Below are 12,399 nucleotides of genomic sequence, written 5' to 3'. Positions count from 1 at the left end.
ATAATGGCTTCTCCGTGATGGGGGAGCCTTTTTAAGTATTAACGTTATTAGTATGCAAAGGAGATTTTTATGTTTAAACGTTATACACATTGGAATTTAGCATCGGTTATTCGAGTAGCATTGGTAGGGATCCTTTTTGGAGTTATCTATATGCTGTTAATTAATACAGTTTATAACTCCGTTAAGTTGCTCCTAACACCATTAGGCATTGGCCCGTTAGTTGATACGGTACTTTCGGGATTGTGGTATATGGCTGGACCAATTGCAATCTATTTAGTGCCAACAATTGGTTCTGCAGTGGTTGGTGAGACAATTGCTTCTATGGTGGAAATGTTTCTTGGTGGCCAATGGGGAGCATTGACGATTATGGAAGGCTTGATTCAAGGAGCCGGGAATGAATTGGGATTCTTTCCGAAAAAGTCCCGTTATGAACGGTGCAGTTGGGGGAGTGTCCTGTTGGGGTCATTCGGTGCCCACTTGGGTGGCTTTATCCCTTCATACTTTATTTATGGATGGAACCACTTCAGTGTAAGTTTACAAATTGCGATGTTTATTACGGGAGCACTGTCATCATTAGTCTTTGATGGGGTGCTTGTAAAGTTGATTATGAACTTACTGGATCGGGCATTGTCCCCTGAGGTTCGTTAATGTTAATTGATATTCATTGTCATAACGATGAGCATCAGAAGATTATTCAGGTGCAGCAGCAACACCAAATGCAAAGTACGATTAGTTCGACAAGTGACGCAGAGTATGAAAGAAATCGCCAAATTGCGAATGCTCAACAAAAATTAAGTTATGGCATTCATCCATGGCAAGCAAGGCAGGAAAAGGTTGACACGGGTTTATTAGCACGGGTTTCGGTGATTGGTGAAATTGGACTGGATACGACCTGGACAGATGTGCCGCTAGATATCCAACGCCCAGTCTTTCAAAAACAATTGGAATTAGCAGCTACTGATCATAAACCGGTTGTTTTGCATGTTAAGGGCTGTGAGCGGGGATTTTTGGAGCAGATTCAGAAGTTTCCAGCCGTGCATAAATTGGTTCACTGGTATTCAGCAAAACATTACTTACAACAGTATCTAGCGGTGCCTAATACTTGGTTTTCAGTGGGGCCGGATGTCTTTAATGATTCGGCAGTTCAAAATGTTGCTCAACAGGTTCCTGCAGAGCGAATTTTTATTGAGAGTGATGGCCTAGAAGGAATTTCCTGGGCGCAGAACAAACCGCTTGATGAAATTGATTATTGGCAGACGATGCAACACCTATATGCAGAAGTTGCTCATTTGAGAAAGATGACAGCAATCAAATTAGAACAACAAATTGAACAAAATTGGCAGCGGTTTTTTGCTTAACAAAAGGGATCATCATCGAAGTCGTAAACGTGACTTTCGGTGATGATCCCTTTGATTAACGATTCTTAAAGTAGTAGGCTAAGGCAATTAAAGCGACCAGCACAATGATGGCCAGTACTGGGTTTTGGTTAAACAGCATGTGAAAAGCGCGGATTTGACCGACGGCAAATTCTGGAAACATAAATAACCACCTCGTTTGATTTTGAACTATTATACATGAATTAGTGGTTTGGTTCAGCGTGGGGAATGCGTTAAAATTATTATAAGTGATTTTATCGGGTAAAGGAGGACAGCAAGCATGGTATTGACGTGGAATATTATTCGTGTTGTCCTCATTATCATTGTGCTGGTGAATGAAGTGGCGGCGCTTTTGACCGTCTTTCGGAAAAAAAGAGATATTGCGGCAACCTGGGCATGGCTCCTTGTTTTGACGCTCATTCCAGTAATTGGATTTATTGCGTACGCCTTTCTCGGGCGAAAGCCGACCCGTCACCGGATGGAAAGAATTCAAAGTGCCACCCAGTTAGAGCTGACGGAGGCCATTGAAGAACAAAAAAAGCAGTTCGCTAATATGATGAAGCCGAAAAAGCAAACCCGGCGGACCTACTGGCGAACGGTGATGCTGTTTCAAAACCTCGATGATGCCTTTTTTACCCGACATAATAATGTTGAGATCTTTAATGACGGGCACAAGCTATTTCGCCAAATGTTTAAAGATATTGAAGCGGCCAAAAAGAGTATCAATATCGAATTTTATACCATTTATAATGACCAAATCGGTAATCAATTGCGGACGATTCTGGAACAAAAGGCTGCGGAAGGGGTCGAAGTACGGGTTCTCTATGATTCTTGGGGTTCCCGGGGCGTTAAGCCGAGTTTTTATAACCACCTCCGCGAAAACGGTGGCGAAGCTGCACAATTCTTAATGACACGGAGTAACCTATTTGACTTCCGGATTAATTACCGTGACCACCGTAAAATTGTCACGATTGATGGCCGCATTGGTTATGTTGGTGGCTTTAACGTTGGTGATCAATACTTGAGCCGGGTAGCAAAGTTTGGCTACTGGCGGGATACTCACCTCCGACTGATTGGGGGTACGGTCTATTCGCTTCAACAACGATTTATTCGTGACTGGAACGCCACAATGCAGGGAACTGATAAGCAGATCCTGCACTATCGGCGATTTTTCCCACCGATTAAGGTTGAAAATGGGACCACGCCAATGCAGATTGTTTCCAGTGGGCCTGATACTCAGTTGGAAACGATTAAGCTTGGCTATTTGCGGCTCATTAATGCGGCCCAGGACCATATTTGGATTCAAACACCATACCTAATTCCGGATGATAGCATGATTGATGCACTAAAGGTCGCTGCCCATTCAGGAATTGATGTCCGGATTATGATTCCGTGCAAGCCTGATCACCCGTTTGTTTACCGCGCGACGCAATACTATGCACGGATGCTCGCCAATGAAGGGGTTACGATTTACTATTATGATAATGGCTTTATGCATGCTAAAACCGTCATGATTGACGGGAAGATGGCTTCAGTTGGCTCTGCTAACCTTGATTACCGGAGTTTTAAGTTAAACTTTGAAATCAACAGTTTTATTTATGATTCGCGGACTGCTGATCAGCTTGAACAAATTTTTATGGAAGATGTTCGGCATAGTCATGTAGTCACACCAGCAATGTTTGCCCAACAACCACGGTGGTTACGTTTTAAGCAGACGGCTTCGCGGTTGTTATCGCCAATTTTATAAAGGAGATATCACTAATGAATAAGGATACAGTCGTCACGAAGGAAATGATTACTAAGTTTCATGATAATTATGTTTCACGTGGAACAGCCAAAGTGTTGGAACGGGCAATCCGTAAGAATGGCATTAAAGCCACCAGTGAAGATCCAGCAGTGAGCCAGCGTTTACACCGGGTGTTTTCACATGAGGTTAAAACGGGCAAAGTTAGTAACCAAAAGCACAGTGGACGGTGTTGGTCCTTTGCAACACTCAACACTTTACGTCACCAGTTTGCTTTGACTCACAAGGTGAAAGATTTTGAACTATCCCAAAATTATCTATTTTTCTGGGATCGAATCGAACGAGCCAATAAGTTTTTTGATAACATTTTAGCAACGGCTGATCGCGATCTGCATGATCGGCTAGTTGATTATTATTTAAAATCTGCAGAAAGTGATGGCGGTCAATGGGCGAACGCGGCTTCCATTATTGAAAAGTATGGAGTGATTCCGCACTATGTCATGCCAGACACCTTTAATACTGAAGATACGACCGATATTGCTGAAGTTCTAACTTATCTGATGAAGAAGGATGCATTAGTACTTCGTCGCCTAGTCCATGAAGAAGCCGGTAATGAGGAAATTCAGGAAACCCGACAACGGATGATGAGCGATGTCTATCGGGCTTGTGCCTATGCCTTTGGTGAACCACCGGCAAAGTTTGATCTAGAGTATCGTGATGATGACCATCAATATCATCGTCAGGCTAACTTAACTCCCCTTGAATTCTACCATCAGTATTTTAAGACTGACCTGCATGACTATGTAGTTGTTACTAATGCACCAGACCATGAATATGGAAAATTGTATTCATTACCATCGCAGGACAATGTCAATGGTGGGATTCCAATTCAGTTTGCAAACGTGCCATTCAAGAAGCTCCAAGAAGTGGTGATTAACCAACTAAACCATGATGAAACAATCTGGGTTGGTAATGATATTCTCCAACAAATGGATCGGAAACGCGGCTTGATGGATGCTAAACTGTATCATCGCGAAGAACTACTGGGCATTGATTTTACGATGAGTAAAAAAGAACGTTTAGAAACGCACCAAGCGGAAGTGACCCATGCCATGACTCTGACTGGCTATAACTTGGTTGATGGCCAACCGGACCGGTGGAAGATTGAAAATAGTTGGGGTGAGAAAAATGGTGACCAAGGTTACTTTGTGATGAGTCAGGACTGGTTTGAACAATATACGTACGAAGCCGTCATTAATAAAAAGTATTTGACGAATGAAATTAAACAGATTGCGAACCAAACGCCAATTAAATTGGCTGCTTGGGATTCGCTTCAATAAATGGAAAATCCCGAACCAACTGGCTCGGGATTTATTAATTATTTAAAAAATTTAACACGAATTGAACATTAAGCCTTTAAATATATATCATTATATAAATTAGTACGCCTTTCATCTTTAAGTGTAGTATAATTAATGTTGTAATAATTATGGTACTAAGGGAACTTAATTGGGAGGAAAAATATGTTATCAAGACATAATCAAAAAGTGATGTTGCAAAAAAATGCGACAACCAAGCAACGATTTGCATTGCGGAAGCTAACTGTTGGGGTGGCTTCTGTTTTAGTTGGTCTGACATTTGCGGGCTATCACACATCAGCAAGTGCCAATGCCCAAAATGAAAATGGGGATACTATTGCACCGGCTAGTGATCAGAATAGTGAGACGAATAACTTAAATACCAAAACTTTAGAGCTGAAATCACCTTCTAATCCTGAACAACTAACGTCTTCCGAAGCGGAAATAAAGCCATTTGATCCAGTGAAACCAAGCACTGAATGGACTCCGGTATCGGGTGGAAATAAGGATCCAGAACAACCAAGCAATCCAAAAATGGAGCCGATTGTGACTTACCACTACGCCACTGTGAACATTACTGAACCCGATGGGCAAAAATTAGAACCTAATGAACAGTCAGTTCCTACTTACTCTTTCTCAGGAGACGGTAAGGGACCAGCTTACTGGGATAAAGAAGGTACTAAACTGATAGGAACTAGTGGTTACCTCTTTAAAGATGTTGAATTACCAACTTTTAAAGGAATGAAACTCGTCGTTACAGATATCCAAGGAATGGGTTATGACCTATATACTAAGGATGGTAAAACCTATCTAAAATTACCAAAATTAGAGAATATTTCTGGAAAACTTGCCGACATTGAATACGATGTAGATTACGAACCAGAAACACAAACTGGAACAATTCATTATGTTGATGCTAATGATCATTCACATAATGTTGATAATCAAACTATTAGTGGTCTAACTAATAGTACTGTAACGATTACCCCACAAATTCCACAAGGTTGGGCTCTTCAAACCGGCGAACAGGTACCAGCTAGTGTAACCTTTACATCAGATACGGTTGATCATCCCTTTGAAAAAACGGTCTATGTGGTACATCATCAAACACCAGTTGATCACACTGATCCAGTTGCCAAGGATGGTAAGACTTCCACTGGTAAGATCATTCAAGGGGCTCATGAATCAGACCTTAATCAGACTTTGACGCGGACGATTACGATTACTGATCAACATGGTAAGAAGAATACAATTAAACAAACGGCAACGATTTACCGTGATGCCAAGGTTGATGATGTTACTGGTGAAGTTACCTATGGTGATTGGTCCGAAGATGATACCAGCTGGCGTAAGGTGGATGTTCCTGAAATTTCTGGGTACACGCCTTCGCAAACTTCAATCGATGCGGTTAAGGTGACAAACGGGACCAAGGATCAAAGTATTGATGTTACTTACACGGCTAATAATCAAATCACTCATGTTAACTATGTTGACGAAAATGGTAAAATCGTTCATACTGATACGATCAGTGGTCAGACGGATCAAACGTTCCCTCTTCATATTCAGGTGCCAGATGGTTATCACCTAGCCGATGGGGCCGAGCTGCCAACAAGTGTTACTTTTGGTGCCAATGGTCATGATGACTTTACGGTGGCGGTCGTAAAGAATGTTTCATCAACGGGTGCTCCAACGACTTCCGACAATGATATTTTGAATGTCATTAAGTTCACTACGCCGGACGGTAAGACCATTGCCGAAGTGCCAGTCAATGGTAAGAATGGTGATAAGACCACAGTTAAGGTGCCGGACGGCTACCACACAAAGGACCAAGGTCGGAGTGTTGATATTACCATTGATGAGAAGACACCAGTACAGGTAGTAGAAGTGATAGCTGATACGCCAGTAACTAATGATCCAAAGCCGACGAAACCGATTGAACAACCTAGTGGACTTGATGATGAACAGAAATCTGTAGCCGGGGAAGTTGCCGTGTCAACCTCACCAAAGGATTCAAAGAATTCATCAGTAGTAACCATTAAGCCTGATAATCAGAGTAAGCAATTGCCACAGACTGGCGATCAAAGCAACGTTGCTTTAGTTGGGCTCGGAGCAGCTAGTTTACTTGGGATGTTTGGCCTTGCCGGATGGGCAAGAAAGCGTAATGAATAATTGCGGCCTACCTTTAATGGATTAAGCGAAAATGGACAGAGAATGCATAATAACATTCTCTGTCCGTTTTATTTTTATGGTTTAGATATTTGGATAGAAATGTAGCCTTATTTAATAATATTCGTTAATATGCTTCACGTGTGCAAAAATATGTGCTACTATGAAAGTGCAATCAAGTTGTGACGTTACAGCTAAGTGTCTTTTTTGCTATAACACCAGCAACTTAATTTTTTCGCCATAAATGTTCACGTGAACATTTATGGAATCATGAGAGAAAATTTGGAGGCAAAAAAATGAATTTAAAGAAACTATTAGATAATGTCCAAGAAATCTTCGACGATGTTGATGCAAACCATAATTTTGATAATTTGAGTAATAATGAAATTTATGTTCCATCGATTCAAGTTAGCCAACGAAATGTTTATTTTGATGTACACCATGTCAATGAACAAGGTTATACGGAAAAAACGTTAGTTGTATATGAAGACAAGCGCACAATTGATGATTTTGAAGCTCAAGACCGCCTAGATCATGGTAATCGGTCATTAATCATCGCTGAACAAAATGAACATAATTACAAGGCACTAGCTAAAAGGTTACCATGGGTAAAGCCAACATCACGACGGGATTATAAATACACTTTCGGACTGGGTGACAGATTAGGAAATGCTTCTAATGCGCACTTGCGGTTCTTAAAGGGTAAGCATATTTTTCCAGTTTTAGCGCAACAATCAATTCGGGAATTAATTTTGATGCACCGAACTAATACTGACGTTTTCCAAGCTGCTGCTTGGGCCGTATTTGATGAAGGATTTACTTATGGCTGGGGTGCCGAAGGCGATCACGTTAAGACTGAATATGAAGTAGATTATGCGGTTAAAGTTGGTTGTACAACCATTGTTTTAGATTGTACTGAAGTCATTAATAATAAGGCCGTTAAACTTTCTGATGAAGAGCTTGATAAACAATTTGATCAACTTGATGATGACCAAAAAAAGTACTTCAATGACACGTATTTAAATAAGACATTTAAAGTTGGTGATGCTGAAGTTCACTTTACAAAGCGCGATGTTGAAGAATCTGTTCTAACCTTTTATGGAGCAATTTTATTTGCTGCTAAGATCTATCATAAGTTTGTGGTTCCATATAATTTGGATTTTGAAATCTCAATGGATGAAACACCATACCAAACTACTAATCCAAATCACTACTTCTTTGCTAATGAATTGCATCGACGGGGAATTACGCCAACAACATTAGCACCACGCTTCTATGGTGAATTCCAAAAGGCGATTGATTACATTGGTGATTTAGACCGCTTCAAACGTGAATTTATTGTTCATGAAAAGATTGCGGAACACTTTGGCTATAAGCTATCGATCCACTCTGGTTCTGATAAGTTATCTGTTTACCCAATCATTGGTGAAGTTGCTAAGGAACATGGTTGGCATGTTAAAACAGCCGGAACTCACTGGTTAGAGGCTTGTCGGGTAATTGCTCATAAAGATCCACAGCTATTTGTTGATATGTATCACTATGCTTATGATCATCTGGATGATGTTGCATCATTCTATGTTTTCAATGCGCATACTGATGGTAATGCGCCAAAACCAGCTGATGTGACGGTTGATCACTGTCTATTTGTTCTTGATGATGACGATGGTCGTCAAGTTATGCACACTATGTATGGTTCTCTAATGAATTTACAACATAACTATCACTATGTATTTCGTGATCAATTCTGGGACATTTTAAAGAAGAACCAAGCACTTTATGATCGCTACTTAAATATTCATCTGGCAGAACATATTGATTTGTTGACTGGCAAGTACGCCAATAAAGAAGAAGCATTAGCAGCTTTGGAACCAAAGTCAGATATTTCTAAAGAATACTAAGTGAGTGGAGGTTAACATTAATAATGACCTTATTAAATCAAGATTTTTTGTTAGAAAATGATGTTGCAAAAACGTTATTTCATGAATATGCGGAAAAAATGCCAATTATTGACTTTCACTGTCACCTTAATCCAAAGGAAATTTATGAAAATAAAAATTATCCTAATTTAACACGAATCTGGATTAATGAAGACCACTATGGGGACCATTATAAATGGCGTCTCATGCGGGCCAATGGCGTGGATGAAAAATATATTACCGGTGATGGTGATGAATACCAGAAGTTCATTGAATGGACCAAAACAATTCAAAATGCTTATGGAAACCCGCTTTATGAATGGACACATTTGGAATTACGACGATTTTTTAACATTAACAACGAATTAAATTTAGACAATGCTCCCATGATCTGGGAAAAGGCTAATCGGATGTTACAGACGGACGCATTTAAACCGCGGAATCTAATAAAAAACATGAATGTTAAGGTTGTTTGTACGACAGATGATCCAGCATCAGATTTAAAATATCATCAACTTTTGAAAAAGGATGAGAAACAAAATGGTTTTAAAGTGCTGCCGGCAATGCGCCCTGATAAGTTGATTGCCATTCAAGATCATGGATTTGGCGATTATCTAAAACAGTTGAGTCAAATTTCAGGTGTAGAAATTAATAATTTTGCGGATGTAATTAAAGCCCTCCATCAACGGTTTGAATTCTTTAATCAAATGGGCGGTCGGCTTTCTGATCACTCGCTGTTGACCTATCATTACGTGCCAGCTTCTAAAGAAGAAGTTAATGAAATTCTGAATAAGGGAATTGATAATGCTAAGTTGAGTCAAGAAGAAGTCGATAAGTACTTAACAGCGCTTCTTGAGCAATTAATGAAATTAAATACGGAATTTAATTGGACGATGCAGTTCCATATTAATTCCATTCGTAATATGAACCGACCAATGTTTAAGAAGCTGGGCGCTGATACTGGCTATGATTCGGTTGGAACGCAGCCGGATATTGTGGACAGCATTGCCAAATTATATCGCCACATGCAAGATACTAATGATATTCCACGTACGATTTTCTACTCGTTGAATAGTAATGATTGGATGCAATTAGCAACATTGATGGGTTCTTACCAAGGTGATGGTGGAGTTGAACGTCTACAATTGGGTGCTGGTTGGTGGTTTAACGATACTGCCGAAGGGATGGATCGCCAATTAAGAATTTTCGCTCAACAAAGTTTGCTACCACACTTTGTAGGAATGTTGACAGATTCACGAAGCTTTTTATCATATCCTCGTCACGAATATTTCCGTCGGGTTCTTTGTAATTTTTACGGGAAATTGGTGGAACAGGGACGAGTACCAGAAAATATTGATAAGTTGGGGAAAATTGTACAAGATATTTCCTATTACAATGCTAAGAACTATTTTGGCTTCTTAAATTAAGTATACGAAGATCAAAAGGGGGGTGATAGAAAATAATAAGTGATCAACATAATGATTATCTATATTTAGCCCTCAATTACCTCTAAAAAGAAATAGACTGAAAACAGGAGAAACCAAACGGCCATTTGGTATGCACGTGAAGTTAATCCTGTTTTTGTTTGCAATCATTTTCAAATAATAAGTTATAATTAATTGAAATAGAGGTGAACTAGTAATTGAATAATGATAACTCGGTAACAATTCAAACAATTGCGAAAAAAGCGCATGTCTCACACACGACGGTATCAAGGGCTTTAAATGGAAGTGATTTAGTTAAACCAGAGACACGACGGCTTATTAACCAAATTGCTGATGAATTAGGATACGTTCCCAATTACAATGCACGAAGCCTGGTAACCAAACATTCAAATATGGTCGGCATTTTCTTCACTAATTTAGAAACAGGAACTTCCGCCAGTTTTTTGACGGAAGTAATTACACAGGTACAAGAAAAGCTTCCTTCACAATATGCGGTTGCTATAAATAGTATTTCTGCTGCCGAAGCTGGGCCGCAGATTTCGTTACAAAATTATGATGGGGTTATTATCATAAGCCAGTCCGATTCTGATAAAAATTTTATTCAATCAATTACTAAAAAGAAGATCCCTGCGGTTGTGTTAAATCGTAATATTCAATCAGATCAGATTAATAATTATTCGATTAATGATTTTCTTGGCAGCAAGATTGCTACTCAATATGCAATTCGAATGGGTCATCGACGATTTGCTTTAATTGAAGGTGTAAAGGAATTTACTTCGTCACAAGAACGTTCGCGCGGCTTTAAAGAAGCGTTAAAAGAGGCCGGAATTCCTGTCGAAACGGCAATTATCCAGCGAGGTGATTATCGTCCACAAAGTGGTAATGAGATAATGCGCAAAATTTTGTCTAGTGGACAAAATCCAACTTGCGTAATTTGCGAAAACGATGATATGGCCACTGGAGCTATTAGTGCATGTGCCGAATTAAGTTATAAAGTTCCAGAAGATATCTCAATTATTGGCTTTGATGATATGCCTTATTCTCAATATTTAACACCACCATTAACGACTGTTCGGAAGCCGACAGATGAGATTATTGAATCAGGAGTAAATCGTCTCATCGAGTTAATGAAAGGCAATCATGGTAATATTGAAAAGCAGGTATATAATCCAGAAATAATAGTTCGTTCATCTGTAAAACGATTAAATTAACAGAGCAGGGTATAAAAAAGTCCCAAATGATATTCAGATTACTAAATTAAGTGCTGAATATCATTTTTTGCATATTATAAATTCAAAAAACGCAATAAAGTTAGCGACACTTCACAGTCGCAGAACTTTATTGCGTTTTTATTTTTTACTAATCTGAAATAACTTTTTAAATTGACCAGGAGCTACACCAACGTGATTTTTAAAGGTTCGAATAAAACTACTGTAATTATTAAAGCCGGATCCGGAACACGTTTCAGACACTGAACAACCACTCATTAATAACTCTTTTGCTTTTTCAATTCTTTTTTCAATTACGAATGAGTGTAATGTCATTCCAATATAACTTTTGAAGAATCGTCCAATATATGCGGCGTCTAAATAGAAGTGATCCGCAAATGCTTGTTGCGAAAGATCTCCATCAATATTTGTTTCAATAAAATTAAAAATATTTGTAATAAGTGAAGGATTTTGATCAGGGAGATCGCCCTGTAATGGCGAAACTGAATTGGCAATAAGGAGGATTTTCTCAAGGAGGATACGTCTTTTAATATCTGCTGCATAATCTTGACTATAAATAATGGGAATTAGTTGATGACAACAATCCACATATTGGCTAACTTGCTCGTCATTTAATTTAACAATGTTAATTTCACTGCCAGTAAAAAAAGCCTTACTTAAGTCGGTAAGCGGAGTAGAAATGCTTTTTAGAATTTCTGGTTTGATGTTGATAACCACACGTTCATAAGGCACTAAAGTATCATGCGATAGTGTTCGATGCCAAGTTTCTGGAGGAATTAAGGTCAGATAATTTTTTTGCATTTTATAAGTTGCTTGATCAGTAATCAAGTTGATATGACCGGATAGATAAAGCTCAAGTTCATATCCGGTATGCTTATGAAACGGCATCTTATAAAAAGAATTTGTTTTTTTATGTAAGCATACAATGTCATATTTAATAGTTCCATCTAATGGTAGGTCAAGATGATTCATCGTATTTGACAACATCTGAAAAAACTTCCTTTCAGTGATGTCATTTTTTGCAAGAAACCACGCAAAAAATGTAAAGAAATCGCTTTCATTAGAGATTATAATGCAAAGTATAGATATCTATCAAGGCACAAATTGAACAATATGCCTATCGAACGTTCATTATTAACTGTACCTGGAAGAGGGCGAAAAAAAT

The 12,399-nt window shown here is 39.0% G+C and carries 10 protein-coding genes; 8 read left to right on the top strand and 2 right to left on the bottom strand.

Annotation, left to right across the window (positions count from 1 at the left end; translation table 11 throughout):
- The first annotated feature begins 69 nt into the window (after positions 1-69).
- Both AC1EKL_RS05605 and AC1EKL_RS05600 read left to right on the top strand, forming a co-directional pair.
- Positions 70-648 carry an ECF transporter S component gene (locus AC1EKL_RS05605; protein WP_480188821.1) on the top strand — a complete coding sequence of 193 codons (579 nt, stop codon included), beginning with the start codon at positions 70-72 and terminating at the stop codon, positions 646-648.
- Entirely contained in the window at positions 648-1,358 is a 711-nt protein-coding gene (locus AC1EKL_RS05600) for a TatD family hydrolase (protein WP_480188820.1), read from the top strand. The genes AC1EKL_RS05605 and AC1EKL_RS05600 overlap by 1 nt, the downstream gene beginning before the upstream one ends.
- A gap of 55 nt (positions 1,359-1,413) precedes the next feature.
- Here the strand turns inward: AC1EKL_RS05600 and AC1EKL_RS05595 are convergent, their stop codons facing one another.
- Positions 1,414-1,539, bottom strand: coding sequence for a hypothetical protein (locus AC1EKL_RS05595; RefSeq protein WP_480188819.1), 126 nt, complete (start codon positions 1,537-1,539; stop codon positions 1,414-1,416).
- A gap of 117 nt (positions 1,540-1,656) precedes the next feature.
- Between AC1EKL_RS05595 and cls the strand changes: the two genes are divergently transcribed.
- From cls to AC1EKL_RS05565, 6 genes are all read left to right on the top strand, one after another.
- The gene (gene cls, locus AC1EKL_RS05590) at positions 1,657-3,123 is read left to right on the top strand and encodes a cardiolipin synthase (RefSeq protein WP_480189975.1); all 1,467 of its coding nucleotides are present in this window, start codon (positions 1,657-1,659) and stop codon (positions 3,121-3,123) included.
- Positions 3,124-3,167: 44 nt separating this feature from the next.
- A complete protein-coding gene (locus AC1EKL_RS05585; RefSeq protein ID WP_480188924.1) occupies positions 3,168-4,460 on the top strand; it encodes a C1 family peptidase in 1,293 nt (430 codons plus the stop codon).
- A gap of 183 nt (positions 4,461-4,643) precedes the next feature.
- Positions 4,644-6,647, top strand: coding sequence for a mucin-binding protein (locus tag AC1EKL_RS05580; RefSeq protein ID WP_480188817.1), 2,004 nt, complete (start codon positions 4,644-4,646; stop codon positions 6,645-6,647).
- A gap of 293 nt (positions 6,648-6,940) precedes the next feature.
- Positions 6,941-8,542 (top strand): tagaturonate epimerase family protein, encoded by a 1,602-nt coding sequence (locus AC1EKL_RS05575; protein WP_480188816.1) that lies wholly within the window; start codon positions 6,941-6,943, stop codon positions 8,540-8,542.
- Positions 8,543-8,565: 23 nt separating this feature from the next.
- Positions 8,566-9,987: a glucuronate isomerase gene (gene uxaC, locus AC1EKL_RS05570; RefSeq protein ID WP_480188815.1), complete on the top strand. Its 1,422-nt coding sequence runs from the start codon at positions 8,566-8,568 to the stop codon at positions 9,985-9,987.
- Positions 9,988-10,202: 215 nt separating this feature from the next.
- Positions 10,203-11,216 (top strand): LacI family DNA-binding transcriptional regulator, encoded by a 1,014-nt coding sequence (locus AC1EKL_RS05565; protein WP_480189974.1) that lies wholly within the window; start codon positions 10,203-10,205, stop codon positions 11,214-11,216.
- A gap of 138 nt (positions 11,217-11,354) precedes the next feature.
- Here AC1EKL_RS05565 and AC1EKL_RS05560 read toward each other — a convergent pair whose 3' ends face one another.
- Positions 11,355-12,221, bottom strand: coding sequence for a helix-turn-helix domain-containing protein (locus tag AC1EKL_RS05560; RefSeq protein ID WP_480188813.1), 867 nt, complete (start codon positions 12,219-12,221; stop codon positions 11,355-11,357).
- Positions 12,222-12,399: the final 178 nt, after the last annotated feature.

This window comes from Limosilactobacillus sp. C0001E2 (genome assembly GCF_056590915.1).
Note: the sequence above shows the minus strand (reverse complement) of the source record. Positions and strands in the feature narration are given on the sequence as shown.

Bases quoted from the DNA above. Each gene is read 5' to 3' on its own strand.
- AC1EKL_RS05575 (WP_480188816.1), top strand. From the start codon at position 6,941: ATGAATTTAAAGAAACTATTAGATAATGTCCAAGAAATCTTCGACGAT.
- uxaC (WP_480188815.1), top strand. From the start codon at position 8,566: ATGACCTTATTAAATCAAGATTTTTTGTTAGAAAATGATGTTGCAAAA.
- AC1EKL_RS05560 (WP_480188813.1), bottom strand. From the start codon at position 12,221: ATGTTGTCAAATACGATGAATCATCTTGACCTACCATTAGATGGAACT.
- AC1EKL_RS05580 (WP_480188817.1), top strand. From the start codon at position 4,644: ATGTTATCAAGACATAATCAAAAAGTGATGTTGCAAAAAAATGCGACA.
- cls (WP_480189975.1), top strand. From the start codon at position 1,657: ATGGTATTGACGTGGAATATTATTCGTGTTGTCCTCATTATCATTGTG.
- AC1EKL_RS05595 (WP_480188819.1), bottom strand. From the start codon at position 1,539: ATGTTTCCAGAATTTGCCGTCGGTCAAATCCGCGCTTTTCACATGCTG.
- AC1EKL_RS05585 (WP_480188924.1), top strand. From the start codon at position 3,168: ATGATTACTAAGTTTCATGATAATTATGTTTCACGTGGAACAGCCAAA.
- AC1EKL_RS05605 (WP_480188821.1), top strand. From the start codon at position 70: ATGTTTAAACGTTATACACATTGGAATTTAGCATCGGTTATTCGAGTA.
- AC1EKL_RS05600 (WP_480188820.1), top strand. From the start codon at position 648: ATGTTAATTGATATTCATTGTCATAACGATGAGCATCAGAAGATTATT.